Origin of the sequence: Gloeomargarita sp. SKYB120, from assembly GCA_025062155.1 — a bacterium.
In the GTDB taxonomy this organism is placed as follows: domain Bacteria; phylum Cyanobacteriota; class Cyanobacteriia; order Gloeomargaritales; family Gloeomargaritaceae; genus Gloeomargarita.
The window spans coordinates 1-25,659 of record JANXAM010000032.1; the positions used below are offsets into that span (position 1 = coordinate 1).

Sequence of the window (25,659 nt, forward strand, 5' to 3'; positions counted from 1 at the left end):
TAATGATGGAAATCATTCAGCGCCAGGAAAATCGCATTGAAGAACTACGCCAAGACACTCGTAATATTCACGCTGATATTCGCCAGTTGCTGGCAATTCTCACCCGAAACTACCCCAATGGCCGGCAGGATGTAGAGTAGAGAAAGTTGGGTTAGGGGTAAAGCCATGGCCCGCTGGACCGATGAGATGCTAGACCGCTTAGCTGAGCAAGTGCAAGCGAACGCCGTTGCCATTCGAGAGCTAAGGGAACAAACTGCGGCAAACGCGACTGCCATTCGGGAACTGCGGGAAGCTCAAGCATTGATGATGGCCCAAATTAATGCCAATGCCCAAGCCATTCAGGAATTGTGGGTATCTGTGCAGGAACTACGGGAAGCGCAAGCGCAAGCGACAGCCCAAATCAATGCCAACGCCCAAGCCATTCAGGAATTGCGGGTATCTGTGCAGGAACTACGGGAAGCACAAGCGTTAATGATGGAAATCATTCAGCGCCAGGAAAATCGCATTGAAGAACTACGCCAAGACACTCGTAATATTCACGCTGATATTCGCCAGTTGCTGGCAATTCTCACCCGAAACTACCCCAATGGCCGGCAGGATGTAGAGTAGAGAAAGTTGGGTTAGGGGTAAAGCCATGGCCCGCTGGACCGATGAGATGCTAGACCGCTTAGCTGAGCAAGTGCAAGCGAACGCCGTTGCCATTCGAGAGCTAAGGGAACAAACTGCGGCAAACGCGACTGCCATTCGGGAACTGCGGGAAGCTCAAGCATTGATGATGGCCCAAATTAATGCCAATGCGGAAGCAATTCAGGAATTGCGGGTATCTGTGCGAGAACTACGGGAAGCGCAAGCGCAAGCGACAGCCCAAATCAACGCCAACGCCCAAGCTATTCAGGAGCTGCGGGCATCTGTGCGAGAACTACGGGAAGCACAAGCGTTAATGATGGAAATCATTCAGCGCCAGGAAAATCGCATTGAAGAACTACGCCAAGACACTCGTAATATTCACGCTGATGTTCGTCAGTTGCTAGCAATACTTACTCGGAATTACCCGAACGGTCGTCAAGACAGGGATAACTAGAGTTTGAATGTAATGATTTTTACCTTATTTAATACTGCTTAAAATAAATTCACGCTGGGATGGTCAAAAATTGAGCTGAGAATGGGAAACCTACTGAGTGGAAGCGTCGTCCGAGCAGCTAGCCGTTTCCCTGGCGTTCATGCGTCTGAGACGACTGGTGATTCCTATCACAGGTGGGTCAAGGCGGATATGTTAGCAGTATAGATAGCATATCCCCCCCTTGCCGGTGATGGGAATGCTTCTGTCCTTCTGTGTTCTATCCTCATCCTCTCTGGAGTTACGGTCATGGCGCGTTCTCGACGGGTACACGCACTGCGGTTGCAACAAGGTCTTCTCATTTGGCTACTGAGCCGTTATTACCGGGCGAAGAAAGATGGTGGGTTTGTCCTACCTACAGCCACGCTGCTGATCATCGTGGCGTTTTTAATCATGATTGGCTTGGTGGCCCGGACGGCTAACCGCGTGGTTCAGGTAGCAGGACAGCGGGAACGGGTTGTCATCGAAGGTCCCACTTCCGAATCCATTGACCGGGCGCGGGCGAAGCTGGAGTACCTGTTTACTCGAGAAAGCCGGTTGTCCCGTGAGCAGCGCGAGCAAGAGATTGAAGACTTGTTAGGGCACCGGCGACGGGATAATACTGGGCGAGTCGTTGGAGCAGCAGCGGTTAACGATGTCTATACGCTACCCGACGAAGTGCGCTGCGCTAGCCAGGATGGGAGATGTTTTGATGCGCCAGCTACTTACACGCCGGACAATATTGCACCCACGTGGGCTTACCGAGTGGATTTGAATGGCAATGGCCGCACGACAGACCCGCAGGATGGCGTAGCAGTTTATAGCATTATTGGGCGTGTTACACGCGCTGGTAGGAGTGCCGTACCCCGTGAAGGTTACACGCTGCTTCCAGACCGCAGGCAACGAGCTGCTAATTTTGTAGTCAACAACGCCCCTGTCCAAGCTGAGCAGGGTGATGCATTCTGTCAAGGTGCAGCGGGGGCTGGTGGTGGTTTTAATGAAGATACAGGGCGCTTTACGAGCGCTAGTAGTGCGGACGAGTACAAAAATTTTCAAGTCTATGCAGTTACTATTCCCAATCGGATTGGTCAGGACCCACAGCTGACCCTGAACGCAGCGGTATTTCAACAAGACCGTACCTACATAGGTGCTGGTAAGTGGGGTGCTTGGTTCCGCTATGACATTGAGATTCAGCGGCCCCCTCAATTTAACTGGAATGGGGCTATGCATACGGAAGGGTCCCTGATTTTGTACAGTCCCTTTGCTCCCCTGACAAGCTATCTCGTTAGTGCGCCTAATTCTTGCTACTACGTGCCGCCTTTCAACTCCCTGATTTCAACACGGGGGTTGCTGATGAGTGGCACGACAGATACCAATACGGATGACCCTGGGCCTAGTGTCTTTATCCATCTGCATCCTGGCGGGCGACAAGCACCAACCCAAATAATTCGTTTATCCCGTGGTGCTGGTCACCCCAACCCGCCGGGTCCTGGACAGTTTGATAACGATGATGCGGTGCGCAGTGGCTTTCTGCCGGCTGACATTGCCATAGACCCGCTCCACTTAGTTTTGACGGGGATTCCTTTGCCACGGCGGCGACCGGCAGGAACAGAAACCTATGACACCTATGTAGATTCCAATTTCTTTGGCGGTGCTTTGTCGCGACGGGTTCGAGTGGGCCGGTGTGAGGTACCGCCCTATGTAGATGACACGTATCGAGCGGACAATCGCTTGGGTCCTAAACCGTCCTATGAGCGGGGTAGCTGCGATGGTATCCAACCCTGGACGGGCCGCGCTGGCGATCCCATTACCGATCCCAAGCTGATTAGTAACATCGCTCCCCCCGACAAGCCAGAGGACTATGGGCTGGATGGCTACTGGGAACGGCGCGCCTTGGGTCAAGGGATGAAGGTGATTGTGGGCCAGCGGCTGGAGCTGGGCAATGTCGGCGTCTGGGGTAGCTGGCGGACGTATGGGACTGTTAGTGGGACATGGAATCACTGGCAATCATGGAGCGCAACACCTGACCGTCGAGGCCAGTTGATTGACTCTAATGTCCCTACTACTAATCCCTACTTCAACGCTGGAACCAACCCCGAGAGTAGAGAAATCTATGGTTTACTCTTCCGGCCTGACACGATTATCAGAGCAGGGTCGCAAACGATTCCAGCACCGGGAGCTGCTGATCCTTTGTACCCACCGTTGTTGCTTGGTTCTGTGATTGCTTCGACAAGTGAATACGAGTGGGGAACTATGCCGGCTCTACAGTTTGGCAGCCGTCTCAACTGGCAGTTGCACCGGCGTACCCAGCGGGACAATCTCGCAGCAGTGCAGGCGACAGCAGTCTATTACTATCGTGCGCAAGACCGGAGTTTGCCCTTGTTGTGCCTATCGAGTACGATTCACCCTGGAACAGAGGCGAGTTATCTCAATAGCATTACCTACGGCGATCCGGTGAGTCCGGCTGACCCGAATTCTGCTCAGGGTTTAACCCGCTATCCTCGCTTGAATGCCAACTTTGTCCGGCCCGTGGGAACCCAGGCACTCTTTCCGCCTGCGGACTTTTTCACCGGGCGGGGAACGGCCAATATGGAGTACGGCGACGCGCTGAACCCACTTGACCCTCCGTTCGATGAAGAAGACTTTGACCGAGGGACGGCCTTGATGAAGGCGTTGACCAACTTGGCGTATTTTGCCGGTGACCCAAATGGGGCTTACCCGCCGTTGCAACGTCCTCAAGGGAGTACCCAGGTGCATCCTGACCCTGTGCTGACCATGTGGGGGAATTTCTCCAACCTGCGACGGACGATTGGGATGCTAGGGAGTACAAGCTATGACCAACTCCCTCCGGCGGATCAGGCGAATCTACACACCGCAGGTTGCACGCTGGGAATCCTGGCGGACAACGTTTACTGGTACCTGGATTGGGGTTATCGTGGGCGTGGTCGTGACTTCTATATGTCGGGTAATCCTGATCAGCCATACCAAAACGAGCCTCCCACTCCTAATGTCCCACCCAATCCGCCCAACCAAGCGTCACCAGGTGACCGGGGAAGTTCTCCCAATATCGAAATCAACCTGAAGCGCCTGGCCGCGACCCTGCGGATGTTGCAGGATGGGCGTGAAGGTGCTGGCAATTATGAGATGGGACATGGCATCCTGGATTTCATTCCCAAGGGTGCAAGTAACTGTCCTGTCAACCAATCTCCGCCTAACCCCAACTGCTACAACATTCCTGCGGAGTACTACATTGCGGCGCTGGCGCGGATTCGAGATAGCTTTGCAACAGAACCCAACTGGAATACCGATCCTAACTCCAACTACCAGCGCTGGAACCGGCTGGTGTACCTGGCGCGGTTTGTGAACACTTGGTTGCAGATTGTGCGAGACCGTACCTATGGGTTCCGGGAGTATTTGCCGGGAGATCCGGTGTTCAGCGACGGTAGCTCCAATCGCACGATGAACCATGACCGAGACCAGAACAACCGTCGCTTGAGTTACCGTTTCCGCACAGCCAAAACTCATCCCGCAGACCCCTACGGTCCGCCTTTACCTCCGGATCCTCGCAACTTCAACCCGAATGACCTATTGAGTGATCTACTTAACCCGCGCGTCGACCTGCCTTGCGACCTTAGCTTGGCTGACATCAACTACTTTGGATATCAGGTCGGGAACAATCCAACTGACCGTAACAATGCTTTGGTTGAGCGAGAAATGATTGCTCTGGCCCGGTTGTGTCCGACGCAGCCCAAGTATCCATCTTTGTATTACCTGTTCCCAGGGGATTTGAACTCGGATGGGCAGGTTGGCGCAGGCGACCAGCACGGTCATGATGGAACGTCGGGGATCAACATGCGCAATAGTGACGACCCCAGCCCCTACAACCAACCAAGTGGAAGCCCAACGAATCGAAACGAGAGATTCTCAGAGCCATATGTGCTAGGCCAATACATTGCGGAAGATGCGAACCGATTAGTTACTTACGAGCCATTTCCTGCGTCTGATTTAGAAGCGATGCGTCTGGCTGCTCGGGCTGGTTCGGACTACAACCCAAGGGACTGGCAGTTACCGGTGACTCAAGAACTCCCGGCTGGTGGGGGTAGTTTGCCACGGGATGCCAATGTCAATACGGCAGACCTATATCAGAAGGAGACTGACTTGATCATCAGTCGTTTCCAACCGAGCAATGCCCGCCTGCTTCTGTCTGCCTACCGTACTGGCTTGGCTGAAAAGGCCCTGTTCAACGGACGGGAGTTGCAAACGGCGCGGGTGATGGACTTTGACATTGACCTGCTGCGGCGAGTTGACCGAGGGCCAAGGGGAGCCAATGATGCCTGGCTATCGGTGAGCAGTGGTATTGTCTATGCCTTCCGCGAAGATGCCATGCGAGAAGACGCCATTGCCCGCCCAGCAAACAGCACTTGGGACAGCTATTTGGCCGAATGGCGTAATCAATACCTGGATGGTCCAAGCTTGCCTTTCCGTATGAACTACGACCCGCGCCGGCCATCGGACCCTCCGCTTGCACCCTCAGGCTTGAGTATTAAGCCGGTGGACTATTACGCCGACCCCAGCCGCCGGGTACATGGGTTCCGCCTGATGAATGGCAACGATGTCAGCCGGATTGGCGGGAATCTTCCACCAGACCAGAACATCTACGGGCTGACATTTGTCAGTGATAACCCCGTCTATGTGATGACTCAATGGGCACGGGGTCGTAGTGGGTTTAACCTGCATATGAACGCGGCTGGTAATCCGATGGAAGAATTTCTGCAAGCCCTACCCTTCCCTTACGACTTCAACCAGTTTTATGGTCGGTCGGATCGCAACTATGCCTTCGCTACACCAGGTGGCGATACCTGGCGACCAGTCGAAATCCTAGCAGATGCAGTTAGCTTGGTTACCCATAACTTCTGCGATGGGTATATCGAGCACGGTATCCGTAACGTACAGGATATTGACGGCCAGTTTGGCAACGAATGCACAAGCGGCAGCCCGTCGTTTAGAAATACCTTCCCCATCATAAGCCCCGATCTTGCTAACAATCCAGGCAGTGTTCCCCGTAACGGCTGGGCACGCGAATTTCCTTATGACCTGGGGTCGCCAATTATAGTGGGTAGCGACGGCACGCATCGTCTGCAGCAGACGGGTGCTACCCAAGCCATCGTGGGCGTTGACAACTACATGGATGCTGCGACTCGTTTTGGCCGTCGCTATGACTTTGTGCCCCTGCGGGGTACGGACTACACGGTCAATGCTGTGATTATCAGTGGTCTAGTGCCTTCACGGCGAGGTCAACCCTATGGTGGCCTGCACAATTTCCCGCGGTTTCTGGAGGTTCAGCAAACTCCACTCCGGATTCAGGGGTCACTGCTGCAACTCAACTTCAGTAACTACGCTACAGGCCCCTTTGACTTCGATGCTCTGGAGCGGGACCGTGTGGGTGATACAGTTAATACATACTTCCCGTACTATGAACCGCCCCTACGTTTCTGGGGATATGACCCAGCGCTGCAGTATGCACCGGCGGGCCCAGCATCCAAGCGCTTCCTGATGCTGTCTAACGCTCGGAATGAATACTTCTTGGAACTTGGGGCGCAAGACCCTTACATCTGCCGGTTGCGGCAATTCGTAACTCCCAACTTGACCTGCCCCTGATGGAGGTACAACCATGCGGCCTAAGCAGTTGCAGATACAGAGCGGTGGGTTCAGCTTAATTGAAGTTGTCGTGGCCACTGCCATTATTGGTCTCACGGCAGCGCTGATCCCGCCAATTGTTGCTCTTTCGGTTGCCGCTCGTGCTCAGAGCCAGCGAGTTGAGCAAGCTTATTTCTTGGCCCAGGGATACATCGATCTCGTGCGACTGAGGATGGAAAGGGGGCCAGCAGGTGGAAGTGTGTCTGATTTCATTAACGACATCAACAGGATAGTTCCTCCGAATAGTGCTACTTCGCTGGACGCGGTTCCACCACCAGCGGCTAATGCGTTGAGGAATGCTCCGCTTTGTGATTTGAGAAATCCCAATCCAAATGCGGGCCTTTGTCGCATCGATATTAATGCTGACGGGCGGCCAGATTTCGGAACACAGGCGTTTCGAGTTCGGCAGCAGCTAGCTTCAGATGGCAGGCCGATAGCCTTCGTTTTTGGGGTGCGGGTGTATCCGCGAGCCGTAGTGCAGGGAACCTACACCGGGCCGCTGGGGATTCGACCCGCAGCTGTCCGCTTAGGGGCAATAGAGGCTGTCAGTAACCCCCTGGCGGTGCAATATGGACGGGTGTTTATGCCAGATGCACCTGATTCTTTGTTGAATCTGTGCTTAGTGTTAGGTGGTGACCAGGCTAGGTGTCGTCAGTAGGGGGGCAAGGAGAATGCAAGTCATGCGCAGATGGTTGCTAACAATGCTTCAGTCCAAGAATCGCTTAGCTCGCGCTGGGTTTACGGTAGCTGAGCTGCTGGTTGGTGCGACACTGGGGGTGGTGCTGTTAGGCGGGATGATGTACCTGGTTACTGAGATGCTCCGCACCGAGCGCACGGAGACAGCGCGTAGCGAGACCGAGCGGGAAATGGCGCAGGCGTTGGACTACATTGCGTCGGAACTGCGGGAAGCGGTGTTGGTCTATGACCGGAACTGCTTGGGAGCTGATGGCACAGGGAATGGTACAACTTGCCAGGGACTGAGACTGCCGCGCAATACGGTGCTGGCGTTTTGGAAGCGGGAAGAGCTGCCGGATTTGAATCTTCTGAATCTCTCTGGAGCGCCTTCTGATGAATACGCCGTTCTCGATTGGTATGCCCGAAATCGCTGTGGGGGAAACCAAGATTGCCAGCGAGTGATGAACTACACTCGCACACAGTACGTACTGGTTGTGTACGTGTTGTGCCGCAACCCTGGTGGGCCGCCTACTCGGCCTGGTGGACCTGCTTGCGGTTTTACTACTGATACGCAGCCTCGTGGCCCAGCGCGGATTGTACGGGGGTATTTCTACCAGTACCAATGGGCTCCCTCCTTTGCGGACCGTCTCGCCAATCTCGACCCATTGACAGGTCCTACATGGCCTAGTACTATCCCGCACTGGAATGGACCTAATTCCGATACCGCTATCTTAGTTTCCAATGTGGATTGGACTGGGGACCGTGTTTCTATCAATTGCCCACCAGGTTACCTATCTTCCACAGGTGCAGGGTCGGATACGGGGTTTCCATCGTTTTTCGCCTGTGTGCGGGAGCGGGTTGGAGAGGGTACTGGCTTTGTGCAGGATGTGTATCTCTACCTGCGGGGGAATGCCGCTGAACGGGCCGGCTTACGGGAAATTGAGCGGGGGACTAATCAGTTCCGTCCAGCAGTAGAAACCCAAGTGCGCACCCGTGGAAGCTACAACCGGCGACCCAGTTAACTTTAGGAGGTAAACCCTATGCAACCGGTCAAAGCTAATCAAGGATTTACTCTAGTTGAAGTTGTCGTTATCGCTGTCATCATAGGCATCTTAGCTGCGATTGCTGCACCTAGTTGGCTGGCTATTCTGACGCGCCAGCGTTTGTACAACGCCCGTGCTAACGCTCTAGACAAAATCCGCGAAGCCCAAAGTCAAGCCATTCGCACCTCGCGCCCTTGGGAAGTTTGTTTTCGGGATAGAAATGGCTTTGTGGAAGTGTCAGTGCAACCGGGGGGGCGTGCATATAACTGCCGGAATCATACCAGTTGGCAATCTCTCATGGACAGCGATGCCCGTACAGTTGCTATTGACCCTGCCAATACCACTTCAAATCCACAATTTGGCACCAACCCCACGGATGGTTACAGCTTCCGTTTTGGCCCGTTCGGTGATAGGGCTGGCCTCGGAGGCAGTGATCCACAGTTGGTATTTATTCCTCGGGGGCAACCCAGAGGGCCGTACTATTGCGTAGTTGCTGAAGGTATTATTGGTCAGGTACGCGAAGGAAAATTGCAGCGGACTAACGAGGGCCGACTGAGGTGCCGATAATGGCGCTGAAGTGTAGTTAGTCTGCTCCGAACTAAACCGATGAATACCCCTTCACTCTACGAAACCGACTACCAACTCTGGCTGGAAAAAACGCTTGCCTGTATCCGCGCAGGCGACTGGTCACAAGTGGACGTGGAACACTTAGTCGAGGAGCTGGAGGACTTGGGCCAGAGTAATCAACACGCGGTTGCTAGCTACTTGATGCGTTTGTGCGAGCATTTACTGAAGCTGAAATACTGGGATGCGGAACGGGAACGATGCTATCGGGGCTGGCTTGTCGAAATCCGTAACTTTCGCATTGAAATCCAAGACCGTCTGAAGCGTAGCCCAAGTCTCTATCCCTTCGTCGAGGACATCTTCAGCCGCCAGTATCAACGAGGTCGAAAACTGTTTTTGGATGGCAGCGGGTTAGACGAAAAGCTGGTTCCCGAAACACCCCCCTTTACCCTAGCACAAGCCCTCGATGAAAACTGGCTACCCTAGAGAACATGGAACTCATTGCCCAGGACCTGTGGAAGTATTACGGCCAGCGGGCAGTGGTGCAGGGAGTGAGCTTGCGCCTGCAACCTGGCGAAATTCTCGGCTTGTTGGGACCCAATGGCGCAGGGAAGACGACCACCTTCGGGATGCTCTATGGCATGGTTATCCCTAGCCGCGGGTGGGTGCAAATCGGCCCCTACCACGTCCAGCGCCAGGGACGGCAAGCGCGCCAGTTTCTGGGCGTGGTAACCCAAGAAGATAACCTGGACCCCGATTTCACCGTCTGGGAAAATTTGGTGTTTTTTGCCCATCACTATCGCATCACAGGCCGCCCAGCCAAACAGCGGGCGTGGGAACTCCTGGCAGAAATGGAGCTGACAGACTACGCCCATCAACGGGTGGATGTGCTCTCGGGGGGCTTAAAACGCCGGTTGGTGCTGGCGCGGGCGCTCATCCACCACCCCAAAATTGTGTTTTTGGATGAACCCACCACCGGCCTGGACCCAGATGCTCGACAGGCGTTTTGGCGGCGCATCACTCAGCTCAAGCAAGATGGATGTGCAGTGCTGCTGACGACTCACTACATGGATGAAGCCCAGCGCTTGTGCGACCGGCTGCTGCTGTTGCAACAGGGGGTGGTGGTGGACCAGGGACCCCCCGAAGACTTGATCCAGCGCATCATCGGCGCTGAGGTGGCCGAAATCGAAGGCGTGGAAGCGGCTGTGATCCAAGACCTGGCTGAACGCGCTGGCGTTTGGTGGCGACCTTTTGGGCGGGGCTACCTGCTGAGCTTGCCCGCCCACGATTCCGAACTCTGGCACGCCCTGGAACAACTCGACAGCACCCGCTTGAGCCGCCGCCGCGCCAACTTGGAGGATGTGTTTTTGCGTTTAACCGGTCATGGTCTAGTGGAATGACGTCGCCGCCGGCACCGTTCGGAACAATATTTCACTTCGTCCCAGCAATCGGCCCACTTTTTGCGCCAGGTAAACGGGCGGCCACACACGGGGCAAATCTTTTGGGGCAAATCACGCTTGGCAATTCCCTTGGGCATGGGCCAAGTACCACTGGTAGGTTTTCTCAATCCCCAACGCTAGCGGCGTTTGCGCTTGCCATCCCAAAGCGTGCAACCGCGAGACATCCAGTAGCTTGCGCGGTGTGCCATCGGGCTTGCTGGGGTCGTACACAATCTCCCCGTCGTAGCCCACGATTTTGCGCACTAGCATTGCTAGGTCGTGGATGCTGATGTCTTCGCCAGTGCCCACGTTGATAATGTCGGGTTCGTCATAGTGCTGCATCAGAAACACACAGGCATCGGCCAGGTCGTCCACGTACAGAAACTCCCGCCGGGGTGTGCCCGTGCCCCACACCGTCACGTAAGGTTGTCCCTGCACCTTGGCTTCGTGAAATTTGCGGATCAAGGCGGGTAAGACGTGGGAGGTGTGCAGGTCAAAGTTATCCCCAGGACCGTAGAGATTGGTGGGCATGGCGCAAATGGCCGACCAGCCGTACTGCTGCCGGTAGGCTTGACAGAGTTTGATGCCCGCAATTTTCGCCACTGCATACCACTGGTTGGTGGGTTCCAGCGCTCCGGTCAACAAATACTCTTCCTTGATGGGCTGGGGCGCAAATTTGGGATAAATGCAGGAGGAACCGAGAAACAGCAATTTTTTGACGCCGGTGCGAAAGCTGTGGGCAATCACATTGGTTTGGATGCGCAAATTGTCCTCTAAAAAATCCACTGGATAGGTGGCGTTGGCAAGAATCCCCCCAACCTTGGCCGCTGCTAAAAAGACATACTCCGGTCGCTGCTGGTCAAACCATTGCCCGACTGCCTTCTCGTCCCGCAGGTCCAATTCCTGACGGGTCGCCACCAGCAGGTGGGTATAGCCTTGGCGTTGCAGATGCCGGTAGATCGCTGAACCCACAAGCCCCCGATGGCCCGCCACAAAAATCCGGCTGTGCTGTTGCATCCCCCACGCGCCTATCTCCGCCTTGATCCTACGGCAATTTGGTGTAGGCTAAAAAACGCAAGTGATTCAGGTGAGGCAGTTATGACGGCAATGGGCACCCGGGTGGATTGTGATGTCAAAGATTTGGGGCTGGCGCCCCTGGGTCGGAAACGGATCGAGTGGGCGGCCCGAGAGATGCCGGTGTTGGCCCAGATCCGCGAGCGCTTCGCCCAGGAGAAGCCCCTGCACGGCATTCGCCTGGTGGCCTGTTGCCACGTGACAACCGAGACGGCCAATTTGGCTTTGACCCTGAAAGCCGGAGGCGCCGACGCCCTGCTGATTGCCAGTAACCCCCTTTCCACCCAGGACGATGTGGCGGCTTGCCTGGTGGCAGAGCATCAGATTCCTGTCTTTGCCATCAAGGGGGAAGATACGGCCACCTATCAACGCCATGTGCGCCGGGCGTTAGACCACCATCCCCAGATCATCATTGACGACGGCGGCGATGTGGTGGCGACTCTGGTGCAGGAACGACCCCACCAGATTCCCGAAATCATCGGCACGACCGAAGAGACGACCACCGGGATGATTCGCTTGCGGGCCATGCTGGCAGCGGGAGTGCTGGCTTTTCCAGCGGTCAACGTCAACGACGCCGAGACCAAACACTTTTTTGACAACCGCTACGGCACGGGCCAATCCACGATGGATGGCATCTTGCGGGCCACCAATATCCTGATTGCCGGGAAAACAGTAGTCGTGGCGGGCTACGGCTGGTGCGGCAAAGGGACAGCGATGCGAGCGCGGGGCCTGGGAGCGCGCGTGGTCGTTACCGAAGTGGACCCAGTGCGGGCTTTGGAGGCAGCCATGGATGGGTTCCAGGTCATGCCCATGCACCAGGCGGCCTTGGTGGGAGATATTTTCATCACGGTCACCGGCAACAAACACGTCATCCGGCGCGAGCATTTTGAACTGATGAAGCCAGGGGCGATTGTGGCGAATGCGGGGCATTTTGATATTGAAATTGACCTGAAAACCCTGGCGGCGATGAGTACTGAAATTGTCGAGTTACGCCCCTTTGTGCAGGAATACCGCTTGCAATCGGGCAAAGGGATCATTGTGCTGGGGGAGGGGCGGTTGATTAACCTGGCGGCGGCGGAGGGTCACCCAGCCAGCGTGATGGATATGAGTTTTGCCAACCAGGCCCTGGCCTGCGAGTATCTGGTGAAGCACCGCGGGGAACTGGCTCCCGGCATCTACCCGGTCCCGGCCAAACTCGACCGGGAAATTGCCCGCTTAAAATTGAAGGCGATGGGCATCGAGATTGATACCCTGACACCAGTACAAGAAGAATACCTGAAAAGCTGGACAGCAGGAACCTGAGACCGCGATGGAGCATTTACCAGCCATCCTGGTGAGTTTGGGGGTGTTTATCGTTTGCGCGCTGGTGCTGGTCGGGGCGCAGGTGCTGGCGAGTGCCCGGTCCTCCCCGCCAGAGATGGCACCGGCGGAGACCCCTACGCCTAGCGCCCAGGACGTGGCCCAAGCGGAACCGCCTGTCCGTCCTCGCACCACCTTGGACGATTGGATCATCACCCCCTCGGGCTTGCGCTACCAGGAGTTACGCCTTGGCAAAGGCGCCAGTCCCAAGCGCGGGCAAACGGCGGTGGTGCATTACGTGGGCAAATTGGCCGATGGCCAGGTGTTTGACAGCTCCTACGACCGCAACCAGCCCTTTCGGTTTCGGGTGGGCGTCGGCCAGGTGATCAGGGGCTGGGACGAAGGCGTGGCAACCATGCGCGTCGGCGGCCAGCGCCGCTTGGAGATTCCCCCGGAACTGGGCTACGGGGCGCAAGGAGTCGGCGGCGTGATTCCCCCCAACGCCACCCTGTACTTTGACGTGGAGTTGCTGGCGATTCAGCCCTAGTCCACTTCGGTGGGCACCGATAGGGTCATCCCGGCAATGTGGGTCACAGGCGGCTCGCCCTTGAGCGGAATGTTTTCGTTGATGGCCTGGATTTCTTGGGCAGTGTAGGCGTTGATTTGGTGAATGTACTCCGGCAAGATGGCCCCCAGGCGCGGCGTGTAAAAGCGATGCAGGCTGAAGTTGGGCGTGGCCCAGAACCCCCGCCGTTTCTTATGGCGTCCACCGGCTCCTGGATCGAACGCCTGAATCCCTTCGGCAATTGCCCAGGCAATCGGCGTGTAGTAACAGGTTTCAAAGTGCAGGCAATCAATTTCTTGCCAGGCGCCCCAGTACCGCCCGTACAACTGCTGGTTTTTGGTCACGCAAAAAGCCATGCCCACCGGTTCCTGTAACCCCCGCTCGGCGCAAGCGACGCTAAACACCAGCCGATGCCGGTAATCCCGCGCCAGGCCCTGGAAAAAGGAACGAGTCAGATACTTGCTGCCCCACACAAACCGGTCGCAGGTGTGGCTGTACAGGTCGTACATCAGGTTGAAAAAGGGTTCCGGGATGGCGTCGCCCGTGAGCACCTGCATCTGGATGCCGGCTTTTTGCACCGCCTGACGCTCCCGCTTGATGTTGCGCCGCTGGTTGGCGTTGAAGTGGGCAAGGTAGTCGTCGAAGGTGCGATAATTGTGGTTTTGCCAGAGGTAGTGATGGTGCAGCCAGCGGTGGCACCCCAGCGCCGCCATGGACTCACCCCAGTCCGGGTCCACAAACAGGAAATGGCAACTGGATAGCCCCTCCCGCCGACAGAACTGGTCAATCGCCTCCAGGAACATCTCATTCACCTCGGTTTCCCCAGGAGCCGCCAAAAACCGGTAGCCCACCGCCGGTGTAAAGGGGGTCATGCCCACCAGCTTGGGATAGTAGGGTTCCCCCAAGCGATAGGCCAACTCCGCCCACTGGTGGTCAAACACAAACTCGCCGTAGCTGTGGGCCTTGATGTACAGGGGAGCCGCCGCCACCAACTCGTCCCCGCGCCAGAGAGTCAAATGCCGAGGCGCCCAACCCGTGCGGGGTATGGCACTTCCCGACGTCTCCAGATGGTGCAGCCATTCCCACTCCAAAAACGGTGTCCCTAATGGCAGCGCTAGGGCATTCCACTGCGCCGCCGGTATCTCCCCGACCCCTTCGACCCACCGCAGCCGATAGCCCCCCATGATGGCAATCTTTAGATTTTCTTAATGTTTACAGTTCTTCATGGTATCGCGTCGGGGGCGGTGTGGATGGATTTGGTTTAGACTAGGGGTGGTGAGGTCAGCGACAAAAAGGTGTCGCAGGAGTTACTCACGACGCTGGTGTGGACGTACTACCGGGTAGCGGTGGTGTTTTACGTCCTGGTGCCCTTGGGGTTGCTGGTCTGGGCGTGGGCGCAGCGAGCGCGGGCGATTTTTACGCTGCTGGGCATCTACTGGAAAGTCTCCAGCCTGCTGATGATTACGGTGTACCTGCTCATCGGCGCGTTGCCGATTGGGTTCCCTGTCTCCTTCCTGGCGCAAGTGCTGTTGCCCGCTTGCCTGTGGTTTTGGGTGGACATCAACGAGGAAATTGCCGAGCGACCGGGGCCGCTGGCTTGGGCCACCAACGTGTGGCGCTGGATAGTCACGTGGGCGGCCAGTTTGGGGGCGCTGGCGATGCTCCCCTTCCTGCGCTGTGGGTTTCTGTCTTCCAACGCCTTGGTGGCCGATGCCCAGTGCCGTGTGTGGTTGGAAGCACCCTGGGGTTACCGCGAAATTTTTCACCCCAATGTGCCTGCAACGGACCTAGGATTTTGGGGGGTGTTAGGACTGGTGGTGTACAGCTTGATGCTGGCCTACTTCCTGCTGGTGCGCTTGGCGAAACAGGGACGGACGGCACTCTCATGACCACGCCCATTGAACGCCTGGAAAACTATAGCCGTTCCCACCCCCGCGAAGTGTTGCGATTGACTGTGCGGGACCAGGGCGAAACAGGGGAAGTCCTGGTGTACAAGGGGTTTAGCAGTTCCCTGACATCGCCGACCGCCTCTGACCCAGACGTGCCGGTGCTGTCGCCGGAGGCAGCCATCCTGTGGGTAGACCGGATCCAAGCGCCCTATCACCCCCAAACCCCGCGCTACCTAGAGCAGCACATTCCCTGGGATGAGTTTGAACAGCGTTTGACCCAGATGGGGTTTTGAGGCGTTGGACATAGCGGGCGGCATCGAAGGGGAGCAAGGCCAACCCATAACCCGCTCGCACCGGATGACGGGGATGCCCCTGGCGCGTAAGGGGGCCGTAGCACCACCAAGCTCGGTCGCTCAGGTCGGGCCAGAGCGTCTGCAAACTCTCGCTGAGATAGGGGCGCTGGACAATCCCGTTGCCCCAGGCCGCCCAGATACCCGCTGGTGACCACCGCCCCACCAAGTCCCGAATCAAATCGCCATTCTCCTGAAGCCACGGGTCGGGGAGCTGCCAGGGCAACTCGTCGGGATGCAAGCAGCGCAGAGGACACAGGTTCACCAGCACAAACCCGTCAAACCCCGCTTGCTGCGTGATGCGTCGCACCTTGGTCAGGGTTGGGTCTGGTTGGGTCGGGGTCGCACGGCTGGGATTGAGACCCACCACCAGCAGCATCCGCCGGCCCGATTGTCCGAGGGCAAAGCGCAACCCCGGTCTTGCCACGTAAATGTCCACCTCTTGGTGTATGGTGGCCTTGGTCAAAGTATAGCCTCATGTCGCTATGCACAGCATGTTTGACATAAGCAGCGACCGGAACCCTTGACGCTTCGGGGTTGGCCGCTACTTGCTTGCAACAGCGATATGTGGAAGTAGCTGAATTTAAGCAGTAGGGAACCTGCTGTCTTTGCCCATAGCTCATGTCAAGTTTTTCGATTTGATAGCTGCGCTGCTTCCGCTTGTCAGGGAGATGGCAGGAAGATCAGGAACAGAATCTTGCAACTTTAAGACAAACGGCTCAACGATGGCTCTAAGTCAGGGAACCAACCGCACAAACTTGCTCTTGCCCAGTTTCAGCACCCGTCCCACCAACTGCGCCGGGTCGTCGCATTGCCAGTCCACGTCAGTGATGCGTTGGTCATCCAGTCGCACTGCGCCCCCTTGCATCTGCCGGCGGGCTTCGCTGCTGCTGCGACACAACCCACTGGCCGCCAGTAAATAAAACAATTTCACCGGAAACTGCACCCCTTGCAAGGAAAATTCGGGAATTTTACCAGCCTCAGCCAAAGCGGCTTGCTCGGCGGCTTCCTTGCCGTGATAAAACGCCGTGACGGTATAGGCCAACAATTTTTGTTGTTCCCTGGGATTGGGCGGCAATTGCTCTAGCGGTAAATCGGTCAACAGTTCAAAGTACTGGGGCAGCAGGTGGTCGGGAATCTTTTGCAGTTTTTGGTACATGACGCTGGGGTGGTCTTGTAAGGCAATGTAATTCTCCAGGGATTTCGACATTTTTTGGACCCCGTCCGTTCCTATCAGAATGGGCACCAGCACACCGAATTGCGGGGGTTGACCAAAATGGCGTTGTAAATCTCGGCCTACGGCAATGTTGAATTTTTGATCAGTCCCCCCGATTTCCACATCGGCCTGCACCGCTACCGAGTCGTACCCCTGCAACAAGGGATAGAGAAATTCGTGCAAAAAAATGGGGTGGTTCTGGCTATAGCGCTCGGCAAATCCTTCTTTGGCTAGCATTTGCCCCACCGTCATGGTGCTGAGCAGGTTGATAATTTCCTTTAAGTCCAATCGCGCCAACCAGGTGGAGTTGTAGTGAATTTCCAGGCGGCCCGGCGTCTCGAAATCCAAAATCGGGCGAATCTGGTCGAGATAGGTCTGGGCATTGGCCTGCACCTGTTCAGCCGTCAGCGGGGGACGCGCTTCACTCCGGCCCGTGGGGTCGCCAATTTGCGCCGTAAAATCCCCGATAATCAAAACGGCGATATGGCCAGCATCCTGAAACGCCCGCAATTTCCGCAAGGGAATACTGTGCCCCAGGTGCAACAGGCTGCCTGTGGGGTCCACGCCCAGTTTCACGCGCAAGGGCCGGTCGGTGGTTTGCAGCAAACGGGTCAAGCACTGGCGGGGGTCTTCACTCTCCGGCTGGTGGGGGAACACTTCGACCACACCCCGCGTCATCAGGCCCGCCGAGTCTGCTATGCTCACAGATAGTTCCCTCCTTCACCGTGTGTTGATCTTAACAAGCCGGTTTTCCGCCTGTGTCCAGTAAAGCGTTAAGTTCAAGTCGGCGGCGTTCACCCCTAGCGCTGGTTCTGGGGGCTGGGCGCGCTTTGTTGCAATGGACGGGCGTGACGCTGATGGGGGTGGCGTTGGTGGGGACGGCGGGCGCGGCGGGTTTCATGGCTGGATTGGCCTACAGTTTTCGTAATTTACCGGATGTGCGCCTGTTAAAAACCTACGTGCCTCCCCAAACCAGCTACATCTACGACATCAAGGGCAGGGAACTGGCGGCGATCCACGGGGAAGCCAACCGGGAAGTGGTGCCGTTGGAACAGATAGCCCACTCTTTGAAGCTGGCGGTGCTGGCCATCGAAGACAGTCATTTCTACAGCCACCCTGGGATTAACCTCATCAGCATCATCCGAGCGGTGAAGACCAACTGGCGCTCGGGGCGCGTGGTGGAAGGGGGGTCCACCTTGACCATGCAGTTAGCCAAAAATCTGCTGCTGTCGCCGGAACAGGTCCTCAGCCGCAAGGTGGCCGAAGCCGTGCTGGCGATGCGCATGGAGCAGGTGTTTACCAAGGACGAACTGCTGGAACTGTACCTCAACCAGGTGTATTGGGGACATAACAATTACGGCGCTGAAACGGCGGCCCAAAGTTATTTCGGCAAATCGGCGCGGGAACTCACCCTGGCCGAAGGCGCGCTCATGGCTGGGCTGATCCAAGCGCCCGAGTTTTATAGTCCCTTCGCTCCGGCCAATCAACCCCTGTGTCGCGACCGGCCCCTGGGCAATGCTTGTCCGGCCAAGCAACGGCAACTGCTGGTGCTCGAGCGACTGGAAGAACTGGGATGGGTAACGCCGGAAGAAGCCAAAGCCGCGCGATTAGAACCCATCTACCTCAACCAAATCACCTCCTTTCGTCCCAGCAAGTTGCCCTACGTGACCGACATGGCCCTGCAAACCCTCTACGACAAATTCGGGCAGGAACTGGTGCAACGGGGGGGCTTGCGGGTGCAGACCAGTGTGGACCAGGAATTACAACTGACGGCGGAAAAAATCGTGCGGGAGAACTATGCCCGGTTACGCGCCCAAGGGTGGGGGTCGTCCCAGTTGCAAATGGCATTGGTAGCGGTGGACCCGCGCACCCACTACATCAAAGCCATTGTCGGCGGGGTGGATTACAAAAAAAGCCAGTTCAATCGCGCCTATCAAGCCCAACGGCAACCGGGGTCGGCTTTCAAGCCCTTTGTGTACTACGCCGCCTTTGCCTCTGGGCGCTACACTCCCGAATCCTACGTCAGCGATAGTCCGGTGAGTTACCGGGATGGGGCGGGCTGGTATTCCCCCCGCAACTACGACGGGTCGTTCTGGGGCGACATCACCCTGCGGCAAGCGATGGCGGCGTCCCGCAATGTCCCAGCCGTCCGGTTGGGGAAAGAGGTGGGCATGGAGCGGGTGGTGCAAGTCTGTCGCGCGCTGGGGATTACCAGTCCCATGTTGCCAGTGACCTCGTTGCCTTTGGGAGCGGTGGACCTGACGCCCTTGGAAATGGCCAATGCCTACGCCACCTTTGCCAGTAATGGTTGGTATGCGCCCGCCTCCATCATTGTCCAGGTGCAGGACCAGAGCGGCCAGATTGACTGGAAAAACATTCCCCAGCCCAAATTGGTGCTCGACCCCTGGGCGGCAGCGGCCTTGAACAGCATCCTGCAAACGGTAATTGAAAGCGGCACTGGCACGGCAGCCCAGATTGGCCGTCCAGCGGCGGGGAAAACCGGCACCACCAGTTCCGAGCGGGACATCTGGTTCGTGGGGTATGTGCCACAACTGGCAGCAGCGGTGTGGATTGGCAACGACGATTACCGGCCTTTAGGGGGCGGCGCAACTGGTGGGACATTGGTGGCCCCGATTTGGCGACAATTTATGCTGGCAGCGCTCAAGGGGGTACCAGTGGAGAAATTTACGCCTCCTTCCCATTTTGTCCGCCCTCGCCCCAACCGGTCGTGACATCCCTACCTGTCACCCGTGGAAGAAGCCTGTTAAGCTGAAAGAAGGTTTGTGAGTGCTATGGCGGATTACTACGAAATTCTAGGGGTCTCACGTAACGCCGACCTGGAAGAGATTAAGCGTTCGTACCGGCGGTTGGCGCGTAAATATCACCCGGACGTGAACAAGGAGCCGGGAGCGGAAGAACGTTTTAAGGAAATCAACCGGGCCTACGAAGTGCTGTCGGACCCGGAAGCCCGCGCCCGCTATGACCGGTTTGGGGAAGCCGCCTTTACCGGTGTGCCAGGGGGCGGTAGCTACCAGGACTTTGGTGATATTGGTGGCATTGCCGACATCTTTGAGCAATTTTTTGGCGGGTTTGGCGGTCCAACGGCGGGAACGCGGCGACGCAGTGGTCCAGTGCGGGGCGATGACCTGCGCTTGGATTTAGAGCTGGAATTTCGGGAAGCCATCACCGGTACGGAAAAACAAATCCGGCTGACCCACCTGGAAACCTGCAACGCCTGTCATGGGTCAGGGGCCAAGCCAGGGACCCATCCCAAAACCTGTCCGACCTGTGGCGGCACGGGACAAGTACGGCGGGCAGCGCGGACGCCCTTTGGGAGTTTCACGCAAATCACCACCTGTCCCACCTGTGGGGGTGTAGGTCAAGTCATTGATGAACTCTGCTCAGCCTGCGGCGGTAAGGGTGTTAACCAGGTCACCAAGAAGCTGAAAATCACCATCCCGCCAGGGGTGGATACGGGGACGCGGCTGCGGGTTGCCGGTGAAGGGGATGCCGGACCCAACGGTGGGCCACCAGGCGACCTGTACGTTTATCTCACGGTGAAACCAGACCCCCACTTCCGGCGCGACGGCATCAACCTTTACTCCGAAGTCAAAATCAGTTACCTGCAAGCAATTTTGGGGTGTCAGATTGAAGTGCCGACGGTGGACGGGAGCCACACCCTGAAAATTCCGGCTGGAACGCAACCAGGTACTGAGTTTCGCCTAGAAGGGTTGGGGGTGCCGCGCTTAGGCAATTCCGTCAGCCGGGGCGACCATTTTGTGACGGTGAAGGTCGAAATCCCGACCCACATCAGTCACGAAGAGCGGGAGCTGCTGGAAAAGCTGGCGCGCCTTCGCCATGAAAAAACCAGCCGACATGGCTTGGGTGACCTGTTCGGTGGGATTTTCGGATGAGTGCCCCTCTGGATTTGCGTGGGACGCCTTGTCCGTTGAACTTTGTCCGCACCCGCCTGAAGTTGGAACAATTGCCGCCGGGAACCCTGCTGGAAGTCTGGCTTGACGCCGGGGAACCCATCCAGCAAGTGCCCGATAGCCTGCGGCAAAGCGGTTATGAAGTTGTGGATATTCAACCTCGAGACGATTACTTTGTCCTTACGGTAAAAGCCTGATGGAGCAGCTACTTATCGGCCAAGTGCGGGCAGCGCAGGCAAACTTCTACCGGGTCATCACACCCGCATATGGTGAATTACTTTGTACGGCTAGGGCGCGACTGAAAAAAACGGGCCAGTGGGTACTGGTTGGGGATTGGGTCTGTATTGAAGAAGTGGATGAACTAGGTCGCCGGGGAGCAATTGCCGACATCCTACCCCGCCGCAGTGTGTTAGACCAGCCGCCGGTGGCCAATGTGGACCAGTTATTGCTGGTGTTGGCGTTGGCGGACCCCCCTTTAGAGACCCTCCTGCTCAGCCGGTTTTTGGTGAAGGCAGAATCCACCGGTTTGCCGTTTTTACTGGTGCTGAACAAGGCTGATTTGTGTGCGCCGGAGCAGGTGGATTTCTGGCGTGAAAAAGTCCATGCCTGGGGCTATTCACCCTTTATTGTCAGCACAACAACTGGCCAGGGCCTTGCTGAACTCACCCCGCATTTAGTGGATAAAGTGACGGTGCTGGCCGGGCCGTCGGGTGTGGGCAAATCCAGTTTGATTAACTGCTTGGTGCCGGGGGCGCAGTTGGCGACAGGGTCGGTAGCGGCCAAAACCGGTCGGGGGCGTCATACCACACGCCATGTGCAATTGTTGCCCTTGCCCCAGGGTGGGATGCTGGCCGATACACCGGGATTTAGTCAACCCACCTTGGATATCGAACCCGCGCAATTAGCCCGTTGTTTTCCCGAAATCCGGCGGCAGCAGGGGGAATGTGAATTTAGCGACTGTACCCATCAAGACGAACCAGGCTGTGCCCTTGCCAAGGATTGGGAACGTTATGAACATTACGTCGAATGGCGCCAGGAACTGGAAGAGTTAGCCGCATGGAAGCAAGCCCAGGGCCGGTCGGATATAGGGGTGAAATATAAGCCAGACCGCACGGAACCGAAGTTGGCCCTGCACAAATACCGCACTGTTTCCCGCCGGCGGCAGCATCAAGAATTGGACTTGCTAACCATTGAAGATGAATAGTGCCACGGTCATTTTCCCCGACCAATTGTTTCGGCACCACCCAGGGTTGGCTCGTGACCGGTTGGTGTTTTTGGTCGAAGAGCAATTATTCTTTCGGGATTACTTTTATCCAGCGCGATTTCATCAGAAAAAACTGGTGTTACACCGGGCCAGCCTACAAGCCTATCGCCAATTTTTAGCACAACAGGGATACACCGTCATCTACATCCCTTATCAACAGGACCGGCAGATGAATTATCTCTTCCAGCCTTTAATAAAGCACCAAGTGGGCGTGATCTACATCTGTGCGTTGGTGGACGATATTTTAACCAAGCGGCTACAGAAATGGTGTGCTTATCACGGCATAAAAATTGTTGAGCTAGACACACCTAAATTCCTCACCCCGCGCGACTGGTGGCAGCAAATTCTCCCAGCCGAACCGCCCTACTCTCTCACCCAGTTCTACATCGCGCAGCGCAAACGGCTCAATGTACTGGTTAAGGACAACAAACCAGTGGGCGGCAAGTGGAGTTTTGACCCAGCCAATCGCAAAAAATTACCCAAGCAGGTGGCAGTTCCTACAGTTGTGTGGCCAGAGCAAAACGACTATGTTTTAGAAGCGCAAGCCTATGTCCAAAAACACTTTCGCGACCACTGGGGGTCTGGAGAGCACTTTCCCTATCCTGTGACCCATGCCGATGCGGAAAAATGGCTGGCCGATTTTCTCCAGCAACGCCTAGCCAACTTTGGCGACTACGAAGATGCCATGAGTGTCAAATATCCTATCCTTTTTCACAGCGTTTTGACCCCCATGCTCAACATTGGATTGCTAACGCCGGCCCAAGTTCTACAAGCCACATTGGACTATGCACAAGACCACTGGGTTCCCTTGAACAGCCTGGAAGGATTTATCCGGCAAATCATTGGCTGGCGAGAGTTTATGGCGGTCATGTATCTGCGAATGGGCACGCCCCAGCGCCATCAAAACTTTTGGCAACACACCCGTTCCATGCCCCCCTGTTTTTACACGGGAACGACGGGGATTTTGCCAGTGGACCACGTTATTCAAAAGGTACTTAAAACTGCCTATTGCCATCACATTGAGCGCTTGATGGTGCTGGGTAATTTTATGCTCCTATGTGAAATTCATCCCCAGGCGGTTTACCAGTGGTTTATGGAGCTATTCATTGACAGTTATGACTGGGTGATGGTGCCCAATGTGTACGGGATGAGCCAGTACAGCGATGGCGGTTGGATGACCACCAAACCCTATTTGAGTGGTTCTAATTACATCCGTAAAATGAGTGATTTTCCGGCCGGGGACTGGTGCGAGATTTGGGACGGGCTATACTGGCGATTTATTGATAAACATCAGGATTTTTTCCGCCGTAACCCGCGTTTGAGCACAATGACTGCCATGCTAGGGAAAATGGACCCTAGACGGCGGCAAACCCTACAGCAACGGGCAGAAGCTTTCCTATCGTCGCTTCATTGACCCATCTCGGTAATCGCCGTGCCGTACAGACTGGCAATACAACCGATGCTAACAATCCACGCCAAGCTTCTCAGTGGCGCGATTCCCACAATGTAGGCGATGCTATGAACCAAACGCGCCACTAGATAGGTCAGGGCAACAGCACTAGTGTAGGGCGAAGCGCCTTGGGCCAGTAAAACTAAAATTGCCGCCGGTGCAAACAGGGTCACACTTTCAAAAGCGTTCTGGTGTGCCCAGGTGGCGCGTTGGGCGTAGGGAGGGAGTTTATCGAAAATAGCGCGGGGTGCGCGGGGATCAAAGCCGCTTTTGGCCCTTCCATAGCCGACGACCAGGTAAGAAGGCACATAAACAAGGGCGGCCGCAATGGCCACAGCCCATGCGAGAAATAAAGGGGGGTCAATAGACAAAATCATGAGCGATTCCTCGTCAGTTCAGAACTAGGCAGGTTTCTAACGGTAGATTTTACTAAACTCGCTAGATGCCCAGGTTGTACGTTACCAAAAAAAGATAGAATGACTCGCGTAACCTTTCCTACCAAACATCGAGTAGCGTTTTGTGGGGGCCTTTCTTGCGCTTGGGTTTGTGGGTATCATTACACATCCCTGACCAGCGGCAGTGGTCAGAATGCTCCATTCCCGCTATGATAGTATGTAGTACCTTTATGAAAGCTGCTGGCCCTTCAAGATGGCTTGAGAAGTAGGCCCTTGCGCATGAGCTGCATTGGAGGTGGGTGAAACCGCCACAGGCACTGTGGCCAATTTTATTCGATTAGCCTGCTGACGAGACATTTTTGCAGGGTGACTGGCGTGTGCTGTTGTAGGCCAAGCCTCTATTGACGGTGGAAGTCACCTATAGGTAAGTCTTGTCGTTTCGTTCGGTGTTGGCATGAGTGCATCTGGCCAAGTTACGTACCAGTCATGGCGCTGGGAAGGTCCTGCTGGTCCAGTGGTTCGCCTGGCGGTCTATTTCCCCTTTGCCGAACTGTCCTGGCTCAACCGGTTGGAGTTAGCGTGGGTGGTTTTCAAGGGCAAGCGGTTGGAGGCTACGACGGTGCATGGGGAGGAGGGCATTCGCATGATGCAGGAGGCGGTGGAACAGGCGAAACCCTGCCGCCCTCGCTCCTATGTGTGTCCTCCAGAAGTGGAGTTAAAGCTCCAGTTTAACGAGGTCAGCCGTGTGCAGCTTGCCGTACGGGTCAACTATCGCTTCCACTGGCGGGACAAATGTCGGGCGGTCTGGGAGACGTTGCTAGGGTTTCCGGCGCCGTTGGCGGATATCCTGCTGCAAAAGCCAGAGTTAGAAGTGTTAACGCAAGCCTACCGGTTGCTAGGGCAAAACCAAGCTGAGCACTGAGATGACACTAGGGTTCGTAGAGCTTGGGTGTTCATGCTTCTCGGACATCACCCTGAGGTCCAGTTAGCCTCAGTCTTGAAACTCCGATATAAACTCAATGCTTCTGAACTGTGAATTCTCATCTGGCTCAACTGTCCCAATTGACTCCCAGTAGTCTATAGTTCTTAAAACAAGCGACAGAGTTATTTCTGCATCCTTGAACGAAGCTGTGAAGCTCTCTTCAGCATGAATTGCAAAATTGCCTAAGCGTCGGACGACATCTAGATTAAGTGTAAAATTGGGTAGGAAAGCCAGTGAATCCCCTTAAATAATCGATTGCAATCGCCAAATTGCCTGGATATGTTTTTGACCGCCGAGCGTGGATGTCTTTGACAATAGATTCGATTATCATTTGGCAAATAGAAATTGCAGCTCTGGGATTACTCGCTAGAATCTTCACAACTGTTGAATATCGTTTTCAAACTGGCCTAAGTTACGTAGAAGTAGCTGCGTTATATCTGCACTCAAGGAATGAAGTGATTGCCAGCTTTGCATTTCGTTGAGTGATTCAAGAAAATCCAGAAAAGTATCAAGATCTCTGGAGGTTATGCGAACTAATCGGATAGGGGGTACTTGCTCAAACAAATCCAATATCCATTGGGAGAGCATTCTAAAGGCTGTCTTACGTTCAACGCCCCCATAGCGTGTACCAAGTGGTGTCACATCCACACTGCTATAGCTAAGCTGACAAAGGTTGACATAGAAGACAGACAGCTTCATCCACGAGAGAACGTAGGTTCCGTTTGGTTA

General features: G+C 55.8%; 22 protein-coding genes. 17 read left to right on the forward strand and 5 right to left on the reverse strand.

Annotated elements, in window-relative coordinates; translation table 11 throughout:
• The first annotated feature begins 165 nt into the window (after window positions 1-165).
• The 8 genes from NZ705_10345 to NZ705_10380 all read left to right on the forward strand — a co-directional run bounded on the left by NZ705_10345 (window position 166) and on the right by NZ705_10380 (window position 10,475).
• Window positions 166-609 (forward strand): hypothetical protein, encoded by a 444-nt coding sequence (locus NZ705_10345; protein ID MCS7293349.1) that lies wholly within the window; start codon window positions 166-168, stop codon window positions 607-609.
• Between the two features lie 25 nt (window positions 610-634).
• Window positions 635-1,081, forward strand: coding sequence for a hypothetical protein (locus NZ705_10350; protein MCS7293350.1), 447 nt, complete (start codon window positions 635-637; stop codon window positions 1,079-1,081).
• 285 nt (window positions 1,082-1,366) lie between these two features.
• Window positions 1,367-6,754, forward strand: a complete 5,388-nt coding sequence (locus tag NZ705_10355; GenBank protein ID MCS7293351.1) for a hypothetical protein — start codon at window positions 1,367-1,369, stop codon at window positions 6,752-6,754.
• 13 nt (window positions 6,755-6,767) lie between these two features.
• Window positions 6,768-7,451, forward strand: a complete 684-nt coding sequence (locus tag NZ705_10360) for a prepilin-type N-terminal cleavage/methylation domain-containing protein (GenBank protein ID MCS7293352.1) — start codon at window positions 6,768-6,770, stop codon at window positions 7,449-7,451.
• Window positions 7,452-7,494: 43 nt separating this feature from the next.
• Window positions 7,495-8,490 carry a hypothetical protein gene (locus NZ705_10365; protein ID MCS7293353.1) on the forward strand — a complete coding sequence of 332 codons (996 nt, stop codon included), beginning with the start codon at window positions 7,495-7,497 and terminating at the stop codon, window positions 8,488-8,490.
• Between the two features lie 18 nt (window positions 8,491-8,508).
• Entirely contained in the window at window positions 8,509-9,078 is a 570-nt protein-coding gene (locus NZ705_10370) for a prepilin-type N-terminal cleavage/methylation domain-containing protein (GenBank protein ID MCS7293354.1), read from the forward strand.
• Window positions 9,079-9,117: 39 nt separating this feature from the next.
• A complete protein-coding gene (locus tag NZ705_10375) occupies window positions 9,118-9,561 on the forward strand; it encodes a DUF29 domain-containing protein (protein ID MCS7293355.1) in 444 nt (147 codons plus the stop codon).
• Between the two features lie 5 nt (window positions 9,562-9,566).
• Window positions 9,567-10,475, forward strand: a complete 909-nt coding sequence (locus NZ705_10380) for an ABC transporter ATP-binding protein (protein ID MCS7293356.1) — start codon at window positions 9,567-9,569, stop codon at window positions 10,473-10,475.
• 111 nt (window positions 10,476-10,586) lie between these two features.
• Here NZ705_10380 and NZ705_10385 read toward each other — a convergent pair whose 3' ends face one another.
• Complete coding sequence (locus tag NZ705_10385; GenBank protein MCS7293357.1) at window positions 10,587-11,531, reverse strand: GDP-L-fucose synthase; 945 nt, start codon at window positions 11,529-11,531, stop codon at window positions 10,587-10,589.
• An 81-nt stretch (window positions 11,532-11,612) separates the two neighbouring features.
• On the opposite strand from NZ705_10385, the gene ahcY reads away from it, so the two are divergent.
• Both ahcY and NZ705_10395 read left to right on the forward strand, forming a co-directional pair.
• Entirely contained in the window at window positions 11,613-12,890 is a 1,278-nt protein-coding gene (gene ahcY / locus NZ705_10390; GenBank protein MCS7293358.1) for an adenosylhomocysteinase, read from the forward strand.
• A 7-nt stretch (window positions 12,891-12,897) separates the two neighbouring features.
• Window positions 12,898-13,434 carry an FKBP-type peptidyl-prolyl cis-trans isomerase gene (locus tag NZ705_10395; protein ID MCS7293359.1) on the forward strand — a complete coding sequence of 179 codons (537 nt, stop codon included), beginning with the start codon at window positions 12,898-12,900 and terminating at the stop codon, window positions 13,432-13,434.
• On the opposite strand, the gene NZ705_10400 is transcribed toward NZ705_10395, so the two are convergent.
• Window positions 13,431-14,636 carry a GNAT family N-acetyltransferase gene (locus NZ705_10400; GenBank protein ID MCS7293360.1) on the reverse strand — a complete coding sequence of 402 codons (1,206 nt, stop codon included), beginning with the start codon at window positions 14,634-14,636 and terminating at the stop codon, window positions 13,431-13,433. The two genes, NZ705_10395 and NZ705_10400, sit on opposite strands and share 4 nt — an antisense overlap.
• Window positions 14,637-14,747: 111 nt before the next feature.
• Here NZ705_10400 and NZ705_10405 point away from each other — a divergent pair, with 111 nt between their 5' ends.
• Entirely contained in the window at window positions 14,748-15,341 is a 594-nt protein-coding gene (locus NZ705_10405; protein MCS7293361.1) for a DUF3177 family protein, read from the forward strand.
• Between the two features lie 111 nt (window positions 15,342-15,452).
• On the opposite strand, the gene NZ705_10410 is transcribed toward NZ705_10405, so the two are convergent.
• Window positions 15,453-16,130 (reverse strand): DUF1643 domain-containing protein, encoded by a 678-nt coding sequence (locus tag NZ705_10410; protein MCS7293362.1) that lies wholly within the window; start codon window positions 16,128-16,130, stop codon window positions 15,453-15,455.
• A 297-nt stretch (window positions 16,131-16,427) separates the two neighbouring features.
• Window positions 16,428-17,612: a tyrosine--tRNA ligase gene (tyrS, locus tag NZ705_10415; protein MCS7293363.1), complete on the reverse strand. Its 1,185-nt coding sequence runs from the start codon at window positions 17,610-17,612 to the stop codon at window positions 16,428-16,430.
• A gap of 53 nt (window positions 17,613-17,665) precedes the next feature.
• On the opposite strand from tyrS, the gene NZ705_10420 reads away from it, so the two are divergent.
• From NZ705_10420 to NZ705_10440, 5 genes are read left to right on the forward strand one after another with little or no spacing between them, the layout of a single operon-like run.
• Window positions 17,666-19,639 carry a penicillin-binding protein gene (locus tag NZ705_10420; GenBank protein MCS7293364.1) on the forward strand — a complete coding sequence of 658 codons (1,974 nt, stop codon included), beginning with the start codon at window positions 17,666-17,668 and terminating at the stop codon, window positions 19,637-19,639.
• A 60-nt stretch (window positions 19,640-19,699) separates the two neighbouring features.
• Complete coding sequence (gene dnaJ / locus NZ705_10425; protein MCS7293365.1) at window positions 19,700-20,821, forward strand: molecular chaperone DnaJ; 1,122 nt, start codon at window positions 19,700-19,702, stop codon at window positions 20,819-20,821.
• Window positions 20,818-21,036, forward strand: a complete 219-nt coding sequence (locus NZ705_10430) for a sulfurtransferase TusA family protein (GenBank protein ID MCS7293366.1) — start codon at window positions 20,818-20,820, stop codon at window positions 21,034-21,036. The genes dnaJ and NZ705_10430 overlap by 4 nt, the downstream gene beginning before the upstream one ends.
• A complete protein-coding gene (rsgA, locus tag NZ705_10435) occupies window positions 21,036-22,043 on the forward strand; it encodes a ribosome small subunit-dependent GTPase A (GenBank protein MCS7293367.1) in 1,008 nt (335 codons plus the stop codon). The genes NZ705_10430 and rsgA overlap by 1 nt, the downstream gene beginning before the upstream one ends.
• Window positions 22,036-23,517, forward strand: coding sequence for a cryptochrome/photolyase family protein (locus NZ705_10440; protein ID MCS7293368.1), 1,482 nt, complete (start codon window positions 22,036-22,038; stop codon window positions 23,515-23,517). The genes rsgA and NZ705_10440 overlap by 8 nt, the downstream gene beginning before the upstream one ends.
• On the opposite strand, the gene NZ705_10445 is transcribed toward NZ705_10440, so the two are convergent.
• Entirely contained in the window at window positions 23,511-23,930 is a 420-nt protein-coding gene (locus NZ705_10445; GenBank protein MCS7293369.1) for an MAPEG family protein, read from the reverse strand. The two genes, NZ705_10440 and NZ705_10445, sit on opposite strands and share 7 nt — an antisense overlap.
• Window positions 23,931-24,402: 472 nt before the next feature.
• Here NZ705_10445 and NZ705_10450 point away from each other — a divergent pair, with 472 nt between their 5' ends.
• Window positions 24,403-24,870, forward strand: coding sequence for a hypothetical protein (locus NZ705_10450; protein ID MCS7293370.1), 468 nt, complete (start codon window positions 24,403-24,405; stop codon window positions 24,868-24,870).
• The last annotated feature ends 789 nt before the right edge of the window (window positions 24,871-25,659 follow it).